The sequence below is a fragment of the Solidesulfovibrio aerotolerans genome, assembly GCF_009856865.1.
GTDB classification, from domain to species: Bacteria; Desulfobacterota; Desulfovibrionia; order Desulfovibrionales; family Desulfovibrionaceae; genus Solidesulfovibrio; species Solidesulfovibrio aerotolerans.
The window spans coordinates 137,311-155,567 of sequence record NZ_WVUD01000001.1 but is presented as its reverse complement, the minus strand read 5'-3'; the positions used below and the strand labels follow the sequence as shown (position 1 = coordinate 155,567).

At 65.6% G+C, this 18,257-nt stretch carries 15 protein-coding genes; 9 read left to right on the top strand and 6 right to left on the bottom strand.

The features are described from left to right. The first annotated feature begins 37 nt into the window (after nt 1–37). Together GTA51_RS00635 and GTA51_RS00630 are read left to right on the top strand one after the other, a co-directional pair. Nucleotides 38–316, top strand: coding sequence for a phasin family protein (locus GTA51_RS00635; protein ID WP_160957829.1), 279 nt, complete (start codon nt 38–40; stop codon nt 314–316). Further along, nucleotides 316–1,866, top strand: a complete 1,551-nt coding sequence (locus GTA51_RS00630) for an ABC1 kinase family protein (RefSeq protein WP_160957828.1) — start codon at nt 316–318, stop codon at nt 1,864–1,866. Before GTA51_RS00635 ends, GTA51_RS00630 begins: the two co-directional genes overlap by 1 nt. 255 nt (nt 1,867–2,121) lie before the next feature. Here the strand turns inward: GTA51_RS00630 and GTA51_RS00625 are convergent, their stop codons facing one another. Genes GTA51_RS00625 through cbiE form a run of 3 tightly spaced genes read right to left on the bottom strand, consistent with a single transcriptional unit; the run spans nt 2,122 to nt 4,568 of the window. Further along, complete coding sequence (locus tag GTA51_RS00625) at nt 2,122–2,526, bottom strand: secondary thiamine-phosphate synthase enzyme YjbQ (protein ID WP_160957826.1); 405 nt, start codon at nt 2,524–2,526, stop codon at nt 2,122–2,124. Then, entirely contained in the window at nt 2,513–3,328 is an 816-nt protein-coding gene (gene cobM / locus GTA51_RS00620; protein WP_160957824.1) for a precorrin-4 C(11)-methyltransferase, read from the bottom strand. The genes GTA51_RS00625 and cobM overlap by 14 nt, the downstream gene beginning before the upstream one ends. Beyond that, nucleotides 3,321–4,568: a precorrin-6y C5,15-methyltransferase (decarboxylating) subunit CbiE gene (gene cbiE, locus GTA51_RS00615; RefSeq protein WP_160957822.1), complete on the bottom strand. Its 1,248-nt coding sequence runs from the start codon at nt 4,566–4,568 to the stop codon at nt 3,321–3,323. The genes cobM and cbiE overlap by 8 nt, the downstream gene beginning before the upstream one ends. A 101-nt stretch (nt 4,569–4,669) precedes the next feature. Here cbiE and GTA51_RS00610 point away from each other — a divergent pair, with 101 nt between their 5' ends. The 3 genes from GTA51_RS00610 (at nt 4,670) to GTA51_RS00600 (ending at nt 8,125) form a co-directional block, all read left to right on the top strand. After that, nucleotides 4,670–5,392, top strand: coding sequence for a hypothetical protein (locus GTA51_RS00610; RefSeq protein ID WP_160957820.1), 723 nt, complete (start codon nt 4,670–4,672; stop codon nt 5,390–5,392). 70 nt (nt 5,393–5,462) lie between these two features. Then, a complete protein-coding gene (locus GTA51_RS00605; protein ID WP_160957819.1) occupies nt 5,463–7,019 on the top strand; it encodes a cobyrinic acid a,c-diamide synthase CobB in 1,557 nt (518 codons plus the stop codon). After that, nucleotides 7,016–8,125 carry a cobalt-precorrin-5B (C(1))-methyltransferase gene (locus GTA51_RS00600; RefSeq protein WP_160957817.1) on the top strand — a complete coding sequence of 370 codons (1,110 nt, stop codon included), beginning with the start codon at nt 7,016–7,018 and terminating at the stop codon, nt 8,123–8,125. Before GTA51_RS00605 ends, GTA51_RS00600 begins: the two co-directional genes overlap by 4 nt. On the opposite strand, the gene GTA51_RS00595 is transcribed toward GTA51_RS00600, so the two are convergent. Next, nucleotides 8,112–9,104 (bottom strand): NAD(P)H-dependent glycerol-3-phosphate dehydrogenase, encoded by a 993-nt coding sequence (locus GTA51_RS00595; protein WP_160957815.1) that lies wholly within the window; start codon nt 9,102–9,104, stop codon nt 8,112–8,114. The two genes, GTA51_RS00600 and GTA51_RS00595, sit on opposite strands and share 14 nt — an antisense overlap. A 140-nt stretch (nt 9,105–9,244) precedes the next feature. Between GTA51_RS00595 and ahbB the strand changes: the two genes are divergently transcribed. Beyond that, entirely contained in the window at nt 9,245–9,733 is a 489-nt protein-coding gene (gene ahbB / locus GTA51_RS00590) for a siroheme decarboxylase subunit beta (RefSeq protein WP_160957814.1), read from the top strand. An 84-nt stretch (nt 9,734–9,817) separates the two neighbouring features. Next, nucleotides 9,818–12,217: a 7TM diverse intracellular signaling domain-containing protein gene (locus GTA51_RS00585; RefSeq protein ID WP_160957812.1), complete on the top strand. Its 2,400-nt coding sequence runs from the start codon at nt 9,818–9,820 to the stop codon at nt 12,215–12,217. A gap of 248 nt (nt 12,218–12,465) precedes the next feature. On the opposite strand, the gene GTA51_RS00580 is transcribed toward GTA51_RS00585, so the two are convergent. Continuing rightward, nucleotides 12,466–13,269, bottom strand: a complete 804-nt coding sequence (locus GTA51_RS00580; protein WP_160957810.1) for an enoyl-CoA hydratase/isomerase family protein — start codon at nt 13,267–13,269, stop codon at nt 12,466–12,468. 195 nt (nt 13,270–13,464) lie between these two features. Here GTA51_RS00580 and GTA51_RS00575 point away from each other — a divergent pair, with 195 nt between their 5' ends. Both GTA51_RS00575 and GTA51_RS00570 read left to right on the top strand, forming a co-directional pair. Beyond that, complete coding sequence (locus GTA51_RS00575) at nt 13,465–16,164, top strand: bifunctional acetate--CoA ligase family protein/GNAT family N-acetyltransferase (RefSeq protein WP_160957809.1); 2,700 nt, start codon at nt 13,465–13,467, stop codon at nt 16,162–16,164. Continuing rightward, a complete protein-coding gene (locus tag GTA51_RS00570) occupies nt 16,161–17,225 on the top strand; it encodes an HD-GYP domain-containing protein (protein WP_160957807.1) in 1,065 nt (354 codons plus the stop codon). Before GTA51_RS00575 ends, GTA51_RS00570 begins: the two co-directional genes overlap by 4 nt. Nucleotides 17,226–17,457: 232 nt before the next feature. Here GTA51_RS00570 and GTA51_RS00565 read toward each other — a convergent pair whose 3' ends face one another. After that, nucleotides 17,458–17,952: a hypothetical protein gene (locus tag GTA51_RS00565; RefSeq protein ID WP_160957805.1), complete on the bottom strand. Its 495-nt coding sequence runs from the start codon at nt 17,950–17,952 to the stop codon at nt 17,458–17,460. Nucleotides 17,953–18,257 lie beyond the last annotated feature (305 nt).

Sequence of the window (18,257 nt, the reverse complement as noted above, 5' to 3'; positions counted from 1 at the left end):
CGCATAGTTTGGACGAAAATAACTGAACGAGGAAAGCATGAAACCAGTCGATCTGCTGTACATGGGCCTTGGCGCGGCTTTTTTGGCCAAAGACAAGTTTGGCGAAGCCCTTAATGACCTGGAAAAACGCGGCCAACTCTCCCGGGAGGAAGCCCAGGGCTTTTTAAACGACGCCAAAGCCCGGGCGAAACAGGAAGAGGAAGCCCTGGCTGCCCGCATCCGTGACGAGGTCAAAAAAGTCCTGACCGATATGGGTCTGGCCACCAAGGACGACATCGCGGAATTAAAGGCCCTGCTGGCGCAAAAATCCGCCTGATGTCGCCCCTTGCGGCCCCGCGCCGCCTCTGGCTGGCCTTTCGCTTCCTGCACACCGTCTTTGTGCTGGTGCGGCGAAAGGACAGCTTCCTCTTCCTTGCGCCCCTGCCGCCGCAAGGCCTCAAAGACGCCGTCCTTACCCTGGGCGTCTGTTTTATCAAACTGGGGCAGGTGCTGGCCACCCGGGCCGACTTTTTCACCGAAGACTACCTGAGCCAACTGCGCGCCATCCACGACGAAGTCGCCCCCATGCCCGAGGCCGACTTTACCGCCGCCTATGCCCTGGCCTTTGGCGACACGCCGCCCTTTGCCGAGTTTGACCCCATCCCCCTGGCCAGCGCCTCCATCGGCCAGGTCCACGCCGCCGTCCTGCCCGACGGCACCAAGGTCGCTGTCAAACTGCGACGCCTGGGCGTAGCAAAGCGCGTGCGCGCCGACATCGCCCTGGTGCGGGCCATGCTCGGCGTCTTCACGCCCTTTTTCTCCAGCGCCACCAAAAATTCCGTCGAAGCCGTGCTGGCCGAATTTTCCGCCATGATCGTCAAAGAAGCCGATCTGTCCGTGGAACTGGCCAATCTGGGCAAATTCACCGAGGCCTACAGCCACAGCCCGGTGCGCTTCCCCACCCCCTTCCCGGAACTTTCCAACGCCCACGCCCTGGTCATGAGCTTTGAAACCGGCTGGCGCATCGACGACAAGGCCGCCCTGGCCGCTGCCGCCATCCCCTTCCCCACCGTCCTTTATGCCCTCATCGACTTTTACATCGAACAAATGCTCGTACGCGGCTACTTCCACGCCGATCCCCACCCGGGCAACATCCTGGTGCGCGAGGGCGGCGGCCTGACGCTGCTTGACTTCGGCATGGTCAAACGCCTGCCCGCCGATACCCGGGTGGCCATGATCGAAGTGGCCAAATCCGCACACGACCGCGATTATGAGGGCTTCATCGCCGCCTGCAAGCGCCTGGGCATCGTCGCCGCCGGAGCCGACCCCACCGAGATGATGGAATTTGCCGAACGCATGTTCGACATCTTCGGCGACGCCAGCCTCACTGCCGCCTCCATGCAGGAACTCGCCTTCTCGGTCCTGGCCTCCATGAAAGACCTGCCCTTTAAAGTGCCCCAGGACGTCGTCTACGTCATGCGCGCCAGCACACTCATCGAGGGCCTGGGCACCTGCTCCATCGAAAACTTCAACGGCGTCAAAGATATCCTCCCCCGGCTGCGCCACAATATGTCCCGGGCACTCGGTGCCGAAGCCGGCCTGTTCCCCACCCTGCGCTCGGAACTGACCAGCCTGCCGCTGACACTTCGCCGGGCCAAAACCGTGCTCAACGATCTGAGCGAATCCAACCTGCGCGTCAAAGTCTCCCCCGAAACCCTGGAATACGTCGGGCAACGCCTGGGCCAACGGCTGCGGCCCGTGGCCACCGGGCTACTGCTGCTCGCCGCCGCCTTTCTGGCCGCGCTGACCGCCGGCGAATACGCCGGGCCACTCGCCTGGGGGTTGTTCGGACTCGGCGCACTGCGGGTGTGGACGGGGCTGAAGTAAGGGTGGAGGAGGAGTAGAGACGAAGGCGAAGGCGAAGAGAATCGGGGCTTTGCCCCGAACCCCACCGGGGGGTCCGGGGGGATCATCCCCCCGGCGGGTCCAGGGCAGAGCCCTGGCAGGGTCCGGGACAGCGTCCCGGCGGGGTCCGGGGCAGCGCCCTGGCAGGGTCCGGGACAGCGTCCCGGCGGGGTCCGGGGCAGCGCCCCGATTCTTCCGGCATCGCATCGCGTCGCGTTGCGCCCCGTCGCGTCGTACTTACTCCCCGCCCTGTCCCAGCCATTGCACCCAGATTTTGCGCGTGCGCGGTCCATCCCATTCGCACAGGTAGACGCCTTGCCAGGTGCCGAGTTGGATGCGCCCACCGGCAACGATCAGCGTGAGCGACGGGCCGACCAGGGTCGTCTTGACGTGGGCGTCGCTGTTGCCTTCGGCGTGGCGGTAGTCCGGGTCGCGGGGGACGAGTCGCCCCAGGATGGCGACCATATCGGTAGCCACGTCGGGATCGGCGTCTTCGTTGACGGTGAGTCCGGCGGTGGTGTGGGGGCAAAAGACCACCATGGCTCCGTCGCGCCAGCCTTTGGCCGTGACGAGTTCGGTGAGCGCCGGGGTGATCCGCACCAGGGCTTCGCGGCGGGGGGTGCGCTGTTCAAGGATTTCCATGGGCGTCGTCCTCTGGGGTGCTGCGGCCGGTGCGGCAGGCGTGGGTGAAGGCGGGGTCGTAGAGCTTGGAGGCGGTGGCGTGGCCCAGGCCCGGCAGGACCAAAAAGACGGTCTGGCGGTCGATGTTTTCGCGGCGCACGGTTTCGGCCAGGGCGGCTATCGTGGTCCAGAGGCGTTTTTCGCCGGGCCAGCCCAGACGGTGGGCCAGGGCGACCGGGGTTTCGGGCGGGTAGCCACCGGCCAGGAGTGCGGCAGCCACGCCTTCGGGATCGCCGGCCGAGAGATAGACGGCCATGGCGGCTTGGTGTCGGGCCAGATCGGCCAGCCCTTCGCCGGGCGGCATGGGGGTGCGGCCGGCCAAGCGGGTGAGGATCAGCGTCTGGGTGATTTCGGGTACGGTAAAGGAGACGGCGAAGGCGGCGGCGGCGGCCGAAGCCGAGGTGACACCCGGGATGATTTCGTAGGCGATGCCGTCGGCGGTCAAAAGGGCCGCTTGTTCGGCGATGGCTCCATAAAGGGCGGGATCGCCGGTGTGGACCCGGGCGACACGCTCCCCGCGCCGGGCGGCGGCGGCCATGAGGGCGTGGGTTTCATCCAAGGCCAGCGGCGCGGAATCGACGACCCGGGCACCGACTTTGGCCAGAGCCACGATGCCGGGGGAAACCAGCGACCCGGCATAGAGCACGAGGTCGGCGGCGGCGATGGCGCGGCTGGCCTTGACCGTGAGCAAGTCGGGATCGCCGGGACCGGCCCCGATAAACGAGACACGCGGGGCAACGGCTGGCGCGCAAGCGTCAGGCATGGGCAGGCTCCTTGGACGCAGTGATGATAAAGACGGGATTGTCGGCGGCCAGCCGCAGATCGTTGGCAAGCGGCGAAGACTGGCCCGCTTGCAACTGGGTCAGCGCAAAAGGGAGGCCCAGGGTCGTCAGCGTAGCCATGGCCCCGGTCAGGGAGCCGAGCAGCACGGCGTTTATGACCAGCCGGCCGCCGGGAAGGAGGCGCCGGCAGAGTGTTGGCAGCAGTTCGGGTCGGCTGGACAGGCCGCCGCCAACGAAGATGCGGTGGGGATCGGGCAGCGCCTCCAGACCGTCCGGGGCCTCGGCGCACAGGGGGGTTACAGTCAGCGCGCCGGTGCGCTGGATGTTTGCGATAAGGAGCGCATGGCGTTTGGGGTCACGCTCCAGGGCCAAGACCGGGCCGCCGGTGTTTAACAGCGAAGCTTCCAGGGCCACCGAACCGGTACCGGCACCAATATCCCAAACGACCTCGCCGGGCCGCACGGCCAGGGCGGCCAGAGAGACGGCGCGCACCGGGGCTTTGGTAAAAACGGCGTCGTGGCGCAGGAGCGCGTCGTCGGGCAGCCCCAGATGCAGCGGCACGGCCGGTGGCGTGGTGCGGTCGAGGATGACAAGGGTGAGCGCCGAGGCCGAAGCGGTGACCGCTTCGGCCAGGGGCAGCTGGCGGATGCGCTCGTCAGGCAAATCAAGGTCTTCGCAGATGGTCATGGTGAAGCCGTCGCCGCCGCGCGAAAGGACGCGGGCGGCGATGGCGGCCGGGGTGTTGGTGGCGTCGGTATAAACGGCCACAGCCCCCTGCCTGGCCAGGGCGGCGAACAGCGGGGTCATGTCGGTGCGGCCATGCAGCGACACGGCCGTTACAGCGTGCCAGGGCCGGCCGAGCCGGGAGCAGGCCAGGGCCACGGTGGTGACGTTGGGATAAAACGCCAGCGCCTCCCGACCGAAGCGAGCTAGCAGCGTGGCCCCGATGCCGAAATAGAGGCCGTCGCCGTCGGCCAGAACGGCCACAGACTGGCCGGCTTGGCGGGCCGCTTCGATGGCGTCCAGGATGCCGGCCAGGGGACCGCTGATGGGAATGCGGCGGCCGGGATGGTCCGGGAAGGCGGCGAGCAGGCGTTTCCCGCCAACGACAACCGCGGCGGCGTCCAGGCAGGCAGCGGCGGCCGGGGTGAGACAGGGGCGGCCCAGGCCGCAGCCGATAACGGCGAGGGGTGGGAGCGGGAACGTTTTTTGCGGCGTCATGGCTGTATGTGTACCCAGCGGCGGCCCGGCGGTCAAAAGGGCGCTTGCCCTTTTGGTCGGACTGGGTCAGGAAATAGCTTTGATAATACAGGGGGGGCGGCATGGAAGCACGACAGACAGGTGTGACGTTTACGGGCGGGGCGCTGGCCTCGTTTGGCTATTCCTTTCTTTTTCTGTTTTTGTTTCTGCTCATCCTGCCCGGTGCCTGGGGGGCTGTGCCGTTTGCGGTCTGGTGGACAGCCAATCTGGCCTTTGACGACGGAACCCAGGCCGAGTTTACGGGCCGGGCCGCAGATGTCTGGGTGCTGTTTGCCGTGCTGGCGCTTCTGGCCTGGCTGCCGGGCATTGCTGCGGTCGTTGGGGGCAAAAGCGACAAATCGAATCTGATGCAGTTTGTGCTCGCGGTGGCCCTTTTCCCCCTGGATGCAGCCGTCAAGCTGGCGCTGTATCGCTGGTTTTTTGGAAATGTCCGGCTGACGCCCGGCGGCAGTCCGCACTTTACCGCCACCTATCTCGGCTACCTGGGCTGGATTGTGCTGCTCGGACTCTCTTTCCTGACCATCATCGGCTGGGCCTGGGCCGCCGTGGCCATGGTGCGGTGGTTTTGCCGCCACATCGAATCCGACGCCTATAGCGTCAGTTTCGTTGGCACGGGCTGGGGCCTTTTGTGGCGCAGTTTCGTGTGGCTTCTCGGCACAGTCTGCATCATTCCAATACCCTGGGTGTATCGGTCGATGTTTGCCTGGGGGGCGGGCAATCTGGTCCTGACACATACCGCCCCGGCAGCCGTCGAGGACGATTTCCCGGTCGCCGGCACCGCTTGAACGGCCGGCCAGCGCCCGGGCCGGTGTCCGGGCGCTGGCCTGCTGCGGCCGGCTCGGCTACCATGGGGCCATGACGCACACCTTCCCGCCGGCCCTGGTGGTGGCCGGGACCAAAAGCGGCTGCGGCAAGACCTCGGTGGCTCTGGGCCTCATGCGGGCGCTGACCCGGCGCGGCCTGACGGTTGCGGCCTTTAAGGCCGGGCCGGATTTCATCGATCCCGGCCACCACGCCCTGGCAACCGGCCGGCCCAGCCACAATCTCGACGACTGGATGTGCGGCGAGGACGGCGTGCGGGCCATCTTTGCCCGCTTTGCCGCCGGGGCCGATGTGGCCGTTATTGAAGGTGTCATGGGCCTTTACGACGGACTCTCGGCCACGGAGGAAACCGGCAGCACGGCCCGGCTGGCCAAGCTGCTCGGGCTGCCGGTGCTGCTCGTCGTGGATGCGTCCTCCATGGCCCGGTCGGTGGCGGCCATGACGCTGGGCTATCTGGAATTTGATCCCGACCTTAGTTTTTGCGGCGTGCTCCTCAACAACGCCGGCAGCCCGTCCCACGCGGCCTTGCTGGCCGAGGCTCTGGCAGCAGCCGTACCCGACGTGCCGTTGTGGGGCGTGTTGCTGCGCCGGCCCGAGATCGCCACGCCCTCGCGCCATCTGGGGCTGGTCACGGCTGAGGATATGCCTGAGGCCGGGCCGCGCCTGGACGCCCTGGCCGACTGGATCGAGGCGGCCGTCGATCTGCCGGCCCGCCTGGCCGCCCTGCCCCGGTCAGCCGTCCCGGCTCCCCCAAAGCCCCTTTCCGACACTTCTCCCGGCTTTTCTCCCGACCCCTTTCCCGCGCCGTTCCAGCCTCCCGCCCTCTCGTCCCCACCCCAGCCCACCCTTCCAGGGGGTCCGGGGGGGATGATCCCCCCCGGCGGGGTGCAGGGGCAGCGCCCCTGCCGGGAAAGTCCAGAAGGGGCAGCGCCCCTTTTGGCCCCCGGAGGGGGGGAACCCCTCCTGGGAATCGCGCGGGATCGGGCGTTTTGTTTTTATTATGCCGAGAACTGCCGGTTGCTGGAGGCGGCCGGGGTGCGGCTGGTGGCCTTTTCGCCGCTGACCGACACGGCGCTGCCGCCGGGGCTGGGCGGGCTGTATCTGGGCGGCGGCTACCCGGAATTGTACGCCAAGCAGTTGGCCGGCAATGCGGCCATGCGCCGGGCGGTGCGGGCATTTTGCGCTTCCGGCCGGCCGGTCTATGCCGAATGCGGCGGGTTTATGTACCTTATGGAGTCGCTGACCGATCTGGACGGCCGGCAGTGGCCCATGGCCGGGTTTTTTCCCCTGCGGGCCGCCATGGGGCAGCGCTTTGCCGCTCTGGGCTACCGCGAGGTGGTCACCCGGGCCGACACCCTGCTGGGACCGGCCGGAACCACGGCGCGCGGCCATGAATTCCATTATTCGCGTCTGGTCGGCATCCCGCCCGGCATTTCGGCCGTATACGGCCTGACCGGGCGCAAGGGCGCAATTGATGCGCCCGAGGGCTTTACGGCCGGGGCGACCCTTGGCAGCTACGTGCATCTGCATTTCGGCAGCAATCCCGGTCTGGCAGCCCACTTTGCCGCTACCTGTGCGAGGCGCTCATGAAACGCGACGGCCCCTTGCGGGAAGGCTTTACCACCGGCACGGCAGCGGCCGGTGCGGCCAAGGCCGCAACCCTGCTGTTCTTAACCGGCCTCGCCCCGGCCACGGTGGACGTACCGCTGCCCGGCGGCGCGCGCATGATTCTGCCTGTGGCCGCCGCGCGCCTGGACGGCGACGGGGCGACGGCGAGCATCATCAAGGATGCCGGCGACGACCCGGATGTGACCCACGGCGCGGCCATCGGCTGTCGGGTGACGCGGCTGGCTGGTGCTGCGGCCGGGACGGTGTTGGTGGACGGCGGCGAAGGCGTGGGGCGCGTCACCTTGCCGGGCCTGCCGGTGGCGGTGGGTCTGGCGGCGATCAATCCCGCCCCGAAGGCGCAAATTGCGGCGGCCGTGGCCGAGGCGGCAACGGCGTGTGGCTATGCTGGTGGATTAGCGGCGGTGGTGACGGTGGCCGGCGGTGCGGAGCTGGCCCGAAAGACGCTCAATCCGCGCCTGGGCATCATCGGCGGTCTTTCGATCCTTGGCGCGTCGGGCATCGTGCGGCCTTTCAGCCACGATGCCTGGCAGACCTCCATTACCGAGGCCCTGGACGTGGCCCGGGCGCTTTGCCACGACACGGTGGGCTTTTCCACGGGCCGGCGCAGCGAGGCGCTGTTACGCATGGCCGAACCCGGCTTGCCGGAAACGGCGCTCATGCAGGCAGCGGATTTTTTTGCTTTTGCCCTGGCCGAAGCGGCAAAACGGCATTTTGGCCGCATCGTCTGGGCGGCCTTTGGCGGCAAACTGGTCAAGATGGCCCAGGGCCTGGAAAACACCCACGCCCACCGGGGCGACACGGATTTTTCAGCCCTGGCCGGCTGGTGCGCTGCGGCCGGCTGGCCGGCCGAACTGGCCCAAGCGGCGGCAGGTGCCAACACCGCCCGCCACGCCCTGGAAATGGCCCCGTCGCCCGCAGCCAAAACGGCCCTGGTCGACGTCCTGGCCGGGGAGGCCCTGGCCCACATGCGCCGTTTCGCCGGGCCTGGCCCTGCCCTCACCCTGCTGGTCTTCGACTTCGACGGCGCGTTGCTCGCCAGCCGTTCAAACGATTCTATTCGTCCTTGAGATCCCGGGTCATGAGATCGAGAACAGCCTGGGCCGGCTCCTTGTCCTTGTAAAGGATGGCGTAGACCTGCTCGGTCAGCGGCATCTCGACCCCCACTTTCTGGCGCAGGGCATGGACCGCCTCGGTGGTCTTGACACCCTCGGCCACCATCTTCATCTCGGCCAGTATGTCGAGGAGCTTTTGCCCCTTGGCCAGACGCAACCCGACCTGCCGGTTGCGCGACAGATCGCCGGTGCAGGTCAGCACCAGATCGCCCATGCCCGACAGGCCCATAAAGGTCTGGCGCTCTGCGCCCATGGCCTTGCCCAGCCGGCTCATCTCATGCAGGCCCCGGGTGATGAGTGCAGCCCGGGCATCGCCGCCAAAGCCCAGCCCGTCGGCCACGCCGGCCGCAATGGCGATAATATTTTTGATCGCCCCGCCAAGCTCCACCCCGCGCACATCCGTGGTCGTGTAGACCCGCAGATACGGCGTGGACAGGGCTTCCTGCACGTCCTTGCCGACCTTTTTGTCCTTGCAGCCAAGCGTCACGGCTGTGGGCATCTCGCGGATGACCTCGTAGGCGAACGACGGCCCGGACAGCATGGCGAAGCGCGGCTTGACCGCGGCCAACGCGTCGTCGCACACCTGGGACATGGTCATGAGGGTATCGAGTTCGATGCCCTTGCTGGCGCAGATGATGACCGGATTTTTCGGAAAATATTTGATGAAACGCTGATAGGCGTTTCGGATGAACTGGCAGGGCACGGCGAAAATGTAATGCTGTGCGCCGTTGGCCACGGTGGCCGCGTCGGTGCTGACTTCCAGCTTGTCGGAAAGCTTGCGGCCGGGCAGATACCAGGAATTTTCCCGGGTGGTACGGATTTCGTTCATCACCGTCTGTTCACGAACCCAAAGCCGGGACTCATGCCCCTTTTTTGCCAACAGATCGGCCAATGTGGTGCCCCAACTGCCGCCGCCTATCACCGCGATTTTCATAATGCTCCCTTTGGGCGCTGCCCCAACGCCGCGCCCATGCCGCCTGATGCGGCCGTTTGGCGATCACCCGCGACAGTTGCCTCTAGCACACAAAGCCGCTAAGGACAAAGGCTTTCCAGATGTGCCAACCAGGAGGCGACATGGCCGACGAATCGGGAATCACCCCGCTGACTGACCTTGACCGGGAAATACTCAGGCGCGTGCAGGGCACGCTGCCCGACTCGGCCACGCCCTATGCCGACATCGCCGCTGCGGTTGGAACCGACGAGGCCCATGTGCTTTCGCTGCTCACCCGTATGGCGGCCAGCGGCGAAATCCGCCGTTTCGGGGCCACGCTCAAACACCAAAAGGCCGGCTACGGGGCCAACGTCATGGTGGCCTGGTTCGTGCCGGAAGAGGACGTGGACCGGGTGGGGGCGCTCATGTCCAAGCGGACGGAAATCAGCCACTGCTACCACCGCGTCACCTGCATGGACTGGCCGTACAACCTCTACACCATGATCCACGGCCGCTCCCCCGAGGACTGTCAGGCCGTGGTGGCCGCCGCCGCCAAGGAAACCGGCCTGGATGATTATGCCATGCTTTTCAGCCTCAAAGAGCTTAAAAAAGTCAGCATGCGCTACTTTTAACCCGGCACTCCGGCGGCCGGCCGCCCCTCCCGGAGGCTGCGCTCCCGGATTGCCCGATCCCGGACTTGCCCAAGGGGCTGCGGCGTGCCATGGTCGCTGCAACGGTTTTTCCCTTGTTGCCACGGAGCCCTGCGACATGCCGACACGCCTCCCCTGCGTCACCGCCCTTTTTCCCTGGCCGCAGCCATGCCGGTGCAGCGCCACCGCCTGAACACCGACCCGTCCCATGCCCCGACACGACGCTTTGTGTGCGCTGTCGGCGGCAGCCTCATTGTGCTGTGCCTGTTGCTTGCGGCCACCCAGGTCGCCCGGACGACGCCTGCGCTCCTGCAACCAACCATCGTTTCCCTGGCCGCCCTGGACGATCCCCAGGGAACCGGGACAATAGCCTGGGCCATGGACCAGGAGCAGGCCGGCCGGTTTACAACGTTGCCGGCCAAGGCCTTCACAGCCCCGGGAGCCGCTGTCCATTGGCTGCGCCTGGTCGTGTCCGTGCCCCCCGGCGTCGATTCCAGCGACTGGACCCTTGACCTCAACTGGCCGTTTCTGCGCTGCCGCGACTGGCATATCCCCGGCTACGCGGCCTTCATCGCCCGGACCCACGGCGAATATAATCTCTACCTGTCCGCCCCCCTGGCCCTGCCGCCAGGGCTCACCGGAGACGCGACGGTCTATGTCCGCCTGGCCGGCTACGGCAGCGTCAATATCAATCCGGTCATCACCCCCGCCCTCGATGCGCAGGTCCAGACAGCCCTGCGGCCCTGGGTGCTCGGCTTTTTTTTCGGCACCATGGGGTCGATGCTGGCCTACAACCTGTTTCTCTTTTTGTCGCTGCGCGACGCCAGTTACGGCTATTACGTGGCCAACGTCGCCCTGCTCATCCTCTATTACGCCTTTTCCACCGGAATCATCGATGGGCTCATCCCGGCAAACTCCCGGGACGCCCACGGACTGCTGCTCCAGGGTTTTCATGGTGTAGCGGCCCTGCTCTTTGCCAATATGGGCCTTTTCACCCGCTCCTTTCTCCTCACCCGCAGTGCCAGCCCTGGCATCGACCGAATCCTCATCGGACAAATTCTGCTGGCGTCGTTGCTCGTGCCGATGGGCTTGTTCTTCTCTTCCGACGCCAGCCTTTTGTTTGGCCCACCCGTCGGCATGCTGACCGCCGCCGTCATCCTCCTGGCCGCCGTGGTCCGCTGGCGGCAAGGCTTTCGACCGGCCGCGATCTTTGCCGTCGGCTGGGGGTTTTACGTCCTGTGCGGGGCGACGCATTCCATGACCTGGGCCGGGCTTCTCCCGGCCACGCCCATCACCATCCACGCCCCGATGCTGGGCACTGTCGTGGAAATCTTTGTCATGTCCCTGGCCCTGGTCTACCGGGTGAAGCTGTTGCGCGAACACGCCCAACTGGCCGAAACCGAACGCTGCCGCCTGTCCCTGGAAAAAGCCCGCTCCGACGCAGCCCGGGAGGATCTGGCCCGGGAAAACACCCTGCTCGCCATGATCCTCGATGACCACCGCTTCGGTATCGGTGTGGTGCGGGATGGCCGGTTTCAGTTCGCCAACCGCCAACTCGCCCGGCACTTCGGCTGCGAGACATTGGCCGGGCAAATCCTGGCTGAGGTGCCCCACGCCCTGCGCTTTTTGGGCAACACGGCGGCCACGCCACCCCTCGACCGGGACAGCGAACGGGAAATGGTGATCGGCGACAACGGCAGCGGCCGGTCGCTGCGGGCCGTGGGCCGACTGCTCGACCCGGCCCGCCCGGACCAGGGGACCGTCTACATTGTGGAAGATGTCAGCGAAGCGAGACGGCTGGAAAAACTCAAAAACGACATCGATCAGGTCATGCGCCACGACCTCAAAAGCCCGCTGGCCACCATCGCCGGCATCCAGGAAGCCCTGGAACTGGCCGGACCGCTGACCGAGCGGCAACGCAGCCTGACCGGCATGCTGGAACGCACCGTGGCCGCCATGACCTCGCGCCTCAATCTGTCCCTGTACCTCTACAAAATCGAGGCCGGCAGCCTGCACCTGACGCCGCAACCCCTGCTCCTGGCCCGACTGCTGGAGGAAGCCCGGCTGGAACTGGCCCTGTTTCTGACGGCCGGCAACCGCCTCGACATCGTCTACGAGGTACCGCCCGGGACCTTTACCGTGCTGGGCGAACGGGTGCTCTTCGTGTCGCTGTGGGTCAATCTGCTGCGAAACGCCCTGGAAGCGGCCAAAGGCCTGGGGCCGGTCGTCGTGACCGTCTCCACCCCCGACGCCCCGCGCGTGGCCATCACCAATCCCGGCGAAGTGCCGGCCGGCATCCGCGACCGCTTCTTCGAGAAATACGTGACCGCCGGCAAATCAGGCGGCACCGGCCTTGGCACCTACTCCGCCCGACTCATCGCCCGGACCTTCGGCGGCGACATAACCCTCGACGCCTCGCGCCCAGGCTACACCACCGTCACCGTCACCGGCCTGCGCCCGGGCTGACGACGACAAAAGGCAGAAGATAAAGATGCCTCCGGCGGCCGGGGGGGATAATCCCCCCCGGACCCCCTTGATAGGAGAAGTTTTTTACGGGGTTATTGGGGTGGCGCAAGGCGGTTGGCTGGGGACCCGAACAGCGACGCAGATTGCCCGCCAGCGCCAAAACCCCTTGAACAACTTTTCCCGGTGGGGGGTCCGGGGGCCTCAGGCCCCCGGCCGCCGGAGGCACTCTTCTGCCTTCTGCCGCGTCGCTATGCCCCCTTGGGGTGGGTGGCACGGCGGGCTTCCAGGGCGGTGCGAAAGGCCGGGGAATTGACGCGGTTAAGGAGCAACATATCTTCGATTTCCAGGGACCGGCGCAGTTCGTTGAGATCGCTTTTGAGCAGTTTGCGCAGGGCCAGCATGGTTGCCACCTGCGGTTCCTGGTAATAATCGGCGATGGTCAGCGCGGCTTCTTCGAGTTTGGCCTGGGGCACGATCTTGTCCACGATGCCCAGGGTAAGCGCCTCTTCGGCGGAAAAGCGCGGCCATTGCAGCACCTCGGCCGCCTTGCCTGATCCGAGCATACGCGACAGAAAATAGCCGCCGCCGCCCTTGGGGATGGTGCCGAGTTCGGCAAAGGTGTTTTCAAAGACTGTGTTCTCGGACACGATGCGGTAGTCGCAGGCCAGGGCCATGCTGAGGTGAAAAAGCGAGATGCGCCCGGTGTCGGCGTTGATGGTCACTTTGTTCAGGCCCGCCATGGTGATGGCATAGCTGTTGACCAGATTGAGCAGCCGCTGGAGCAGATAGTCCTCGCGGCGGGAACACACCAGGGACTCAAAAAATTCCATGGTGTCGTCGCCGCCGGATTTTTCCGGCGATCCGATAAACGTCACCACATTGACTTCGTCGGTGCGGGCGATGATCTCCAGATGATCGAAAAAGGTGTCGATCTTTTTCAGATCCCCGGCGTGGCGCGTGAAATGCGGCTTGCCGCGAACGATAAGCATGCTGTCGCGGCGCTGGGCGGTAAAGAACTCGTTGTCCGTAACCAGGCTCGTAGTGGATTCCATGATCCCCTCCTGACGGCATCCCAGCCGATGCATCAAACCGTGCCAGTCGCGATACTTCCTGTCAACACGGCCGGCTGCGCCTCTCGTCGTGACCTGGGCCGGGACATGGGCCGGGACGCAAAACCCCTTGCGTTGGCCCCAAGAGGCCTCTATCCTTTGTCCAAACCGTCACGAAGGACAGGGGGGACTATCGCCTTGAGCGCCCGAAGCCTGGATGCCTTGTTTCGACCCAATTCCGTGGCCGTTGTCGGCGTATGCGCCGACCCCGGCCATGTTGGTTCGGTTCTCTTGCGAAACCTGCTTGGCGGCAAGTTCCTGGGACCGGTCATGCCCGTGGCCCCGGATCTGGCCGAGATCGACGGGCTGACCTGCTACAAGTCCGTGGACACCCTGCCGTTGACCCCGGATCTGGCGGTCATCTGCACCGGTCCCGAGGCTGTGCCGGACACCCTGCGGGAACTTGGCCGGCGCGGTGTCGGGGCGGCGGTGGTCCTGCCACCGGGCTACGCCAAGCTGACGCGCGAGGTAAAAAGCGAATTGCAAGGCCGTATGCTGGAAGCGGCTGCGCCCTCGGGCATTCGCATCCTCGGGCCTTCGGGCATGGGCCTGCTCGTCCCGGGCATTGGGCTGAACTGCTCCCTGGCCAACCGCGACGCCCGGCCCGGCCGCATGGCCTTTATTTCCCAGTCCGCCTCGCTTTTTACCGCCGTCCTCGACTGGGCGCACACCAAGGGCATCGGCTTTTCCCACATCCTGTCCCTGGGCGACCGGGTCGATCTCAAGTACGCCGACATCCTCGACTATATGGCCTCTGACCCCAACACGCGCTCCATTCTTCTCTATGTCGAGACGGTCACCGACGCCCGGTCGTTTATGAGCGCCTCCCGGGCGGCGGCCCGCAACAAGCCGTTGCTGGTGGTGCGGCCCGGCCACAAGCTCTGGACGCTCTTTCCGCCGGGACCGGACGAGGGCCGCGACGAGGTGTATGACGAGGCTTTTCGCCGGGCCGGTATGCTGCGGGTGGGGGCCATCGACACGCTTTTTGACGCCGCCCAGACCCTGGCCCGGGCCAGGCCGCTTTCCGGCGACAATCTGGCCATTTTGACCAACGGCGGCTCCATGGGCATCATGGCTGCCGACGCGTTGCTGGAAGGTGGTGGCCGGCTGGCCCCGTTCGATACCGAAAGCGCCGAGGCCCTTTCCGGTCTCCTTGGCCCCAACTGGCAGCGCCAGGGCGTGGTGGACATGGGCGTGGACATGGCCCCGGGCCTGTATGCCGAGGCCTTGCGCGCGCTGTTGCGCGCGCCCGGAGCCAACGCCGTGCTGGTGATCCATGTGCCCTTTCCCGGGGTGTCGCCCGAGGAGACGGCCCGGGCTGTGGCCGGGGTTGCCGCCAAAACCAGCCGCACGGTGCTGGCCTGTTTTATGGGCTATGATCCAGCCGGGGGCGACGCCCTTAAAATCTTAAACGAGGCCGGGGTTCCGACCTACGCCACGCCGGATCAGGCCGTCTCGGCCTTTGTCCAGTTGGCCCGCTACCGCAAAAACCAGGAACTCCTCATGGAGATGCCGGCCAGCCTGCCCGAGGCCTACGCCCCGGACCCCGAGGCGGCCCGGGCCGTGGTGGAACGGGCTTTTGCCGAAGGACGGCTCACGCTGACCGACCCGGAAGCCAAGGAAGTGCTCGGCTATTACGGCGTGGTGGCCGTGCCTTCCCACATCACCGAGGACATCGACGACGCCGTGGCCGCGGCCGAGGCCCTGGGCTATCCCGTGGCCGTCAAGATCATCTCCCCGGACATTCCCCAGCCCTTTGACGTGGGCGGGCTTGTGCTCGACGTCCCCGGCCCCGATGCCGTGCGCGAGGCCGTGGCCGCCGCCTCCCAGCGCGCTCTGGACAACATGCCCGGGGCGCGCATCGAGGGCTACGTGATCCAGGCCATGAGCCGCCGGGCCGGTGCTCACGAACTGACCATCCAGGCCCGGGTGGACCCGGTGTTCGGCCCCTACATCATCTTCGGCCAGGGCGGGCTGGCCGCCAGGGTCACCCAGGATAAGGCCGTGGCGCTCACGCCACTCAATATGTCCCTGGCCCGCGATCTCGTGAACCGCACCCGGGTGTCGGCCGCCCTGGCCGGCGGCGGCGGCCAGCCGGCGGCTGATCTCGACGCCCTGGGCCTGACGCTCAATCAGATTTCCCAGTGCGTGGCCGATCTGGAGCGCATCGCCGCCATCGATATCAACCCCGTGCTGGCCCATCCCGACGGGGTCACGGTCATAAGCGCCACCATCCGGCTTTCCCCCGAGGCCCAGCCCGATCCGCACCGTCTGGCCATCCGGCCCTACCCGCGCGAACTGGAAGAGAAAGTCGTGCTGCGAAACGGCCGGGAAGTGCTCTTGCGCCCCATCCGCCCCGAAGACGAGCCGGCCCATTTCGAATTTTTCAAAGGCCTGTCGGCCGAAGATCTGCGTTTCCGGTTTTTCGGCGTGGTGCGCGACCTGTCCCATGCCGAAATGGCCAAACTCACCCAGATCGACTACGAGCGCGAAATGGCCTTTATCGCCACCGCTCCCGGCCCTGACGGCCGCCCCGAGACCCTTGGCGTGGTGCGGGCCTCGACGAGGCCGGACAATGCCACAGCGGAATTTGCCGTCATCGTGCGCTCCAATCTCAAAGGCACCGGCCTTGGCCGGCTGCTCATGGAAAAAATCATCCGCTACTGTCGCGAACGCGGCACGAAGGAACTGACCGGACAGGCGCTTATGGAAAACGGCGGGATGCAGGGACTGGCTGAAAAGCTCGGTTTTTCAGTGGTGCGCAACTACGACGACGAAGTGGCGGAAATGCGCCTGCCGCTCCAGGAACAATCGACCGGCGAGGCAACCCGGCCATGACAAGCATGCCCGACGCCATAACGGCCCTGGAACTCAAAGCCTACTCCCCGATCAAGACCGCCTGCCTGCGACCCTGGGGCACGGGTCGATTTTCCCTGTACGTGCGCAAGGGCCAGGGGCTGGTCCTGTACGCCTCGCGCGGGGCGGCCTTTACCCAGGAGCAGGTGCGCCGGCTCAAGGCCGCAAACATCGAAACCGTCTACATCCACGCGGGCGAACTGCGCCATTTCGAGAATTACCTGCGTGACAACCTCGGCGAAATACTCCTCGACGAATCGATTCCGCTGACTGACCGGGCCGATGCCTGGCATGCCAGCGCCACCACGCAGGTGCGCGGGGTGCTGGAGGAAAAGCTGCCCCATTCCATCAGCCGCGCCCGGTTCGACCAGGTGGGCAAGCTCGTGCGCCAGTCCATCGGCTTTCTGCAAGCGCCCGGGGCCATGCAAAACGTGGCCCCGCTTATCAGCAAAGGCTACCAGGACTATCAGCACGGGCTGGCCTCCATGGTGCTCACTTCCATCATGCTCATGGATCACAAAGGCATGACCGAGGAACTGCTGGTCAAGATCGGGGTGGGGGCACTGTTGCACGACGTGGGCAAGACCGGGCTGCCCGAGGGGCTGATGGATCGCCGCCCGGATGCCTGGACGCCGGAGGAAGCAGCGCTGTTCCGGTCCCATCCGGCCATGGGGGTGGGGCTGCTTGTCAATCTGCCCTTGCCCACGGAAACGCTGCATTGCATCCTGTTTCACCATGAGCAGGAGGATGGCAAAGGTTTTCCGGCCGGGATGCCGGCGGCCGGCATCCCGTTTTTCGTCAAGGCGCTGATCGTGTGCAACACCTACGACGCCCTGACCCGGGCCTGCGTGTGGCGGCCGGCCTATCCGCCCTTTGAGGCGCTGCGCAAGATGGAAGCCAAAAAAGAGACCTTTGACCGGGCCATGTTCAAGCGACTGATCATGATCCTGGCCGACGCCGAGTTGCTCAAAAACGGCGGCACAGCGGCCCAAAAAGGGGAATTGCCGCCGCAAGAGCCGGGCACCGGCGCACAGAGCGCGTAGGGGAGACGAGAAGATAGGAGAAGAGAAGTCGGAAGAGGCCTCCGGCGGCCAAAGGGCTGAGCCCTTTGGAATCCCACCTGGAGGCAAAGGGTAAAGGGGGACGGCATTGCCGTGATGGGGGGATGGGAGGCACGCCTGCACGCCCTCCCCGCCGCCAGTCGCCCGGCCAGGCCCGGCGGCGGGATGTCGCGCGTGCCGGCCCGGCACACCGCACAAGAAAATCCACGGCGGCCTAGGCCGAAGTCGAATCAGTCCCGGACAGGGCATCGGAAATGATGCTGTCCATCTGGGACATGGGATTGCTGCCGCTGTTCTGGGTGTACTTCATGGCCGCCTGCCCCTGGGCTCCGGCCGCGCCAGTGGGCGGCTCGGGCGGGGTCAGCGAATCCATGCTGCCGGACGTGGCGGCCGAAGCGAATTTCCCCGCCATTTCCGTCAACATCTTGCTGGAATTGGAATCCGTGCTGTTTTTGGCAGCCTCGGTGAGCTTGTCGGAAATCTGCTGGGACACTTCCTTAAACTTCTCGGGGTCCGAAGAGGCCATATCGCTCAATTTCTGCATGGTCTGGGCACCCTTGGACACAGCGGTGGCATCGGAGCCCTGGGTATTGAGCGCTGCCGCCATGGTCGCGGAGGCCGAGGTCGAGGAACTGGTGCTGCCCGAGGTGAGGCTGGACAAGGCGGTGGAACTGGTGCCGTAGGACAGGCTGATCAAATCCGTGGACATGGTTGCTCTCCTTTTTCGTGGTTGCCGTCTGCGGGCTTATCGGCCGTCCTGGAAAGAAGTTTACATAGAAATTAATTATTTTCAGACGTAACCTTTTAAAAAAATATGCGTCATGGCGGGGAAACGCCAAATTATTCCCACAAATCTGGCAATGCAATCTTTCCCTGTAACGACCACGCCCACAATCCGTCAGCATTGGCGCAGGCTGAAATTCATTCCTATCATCGCATGATATTGCAAAGTGCATTCTCAAAGGCCAGCTTTCCGCGTTTTATTTCAGTACTGCAATAGATTTTTATCTGATA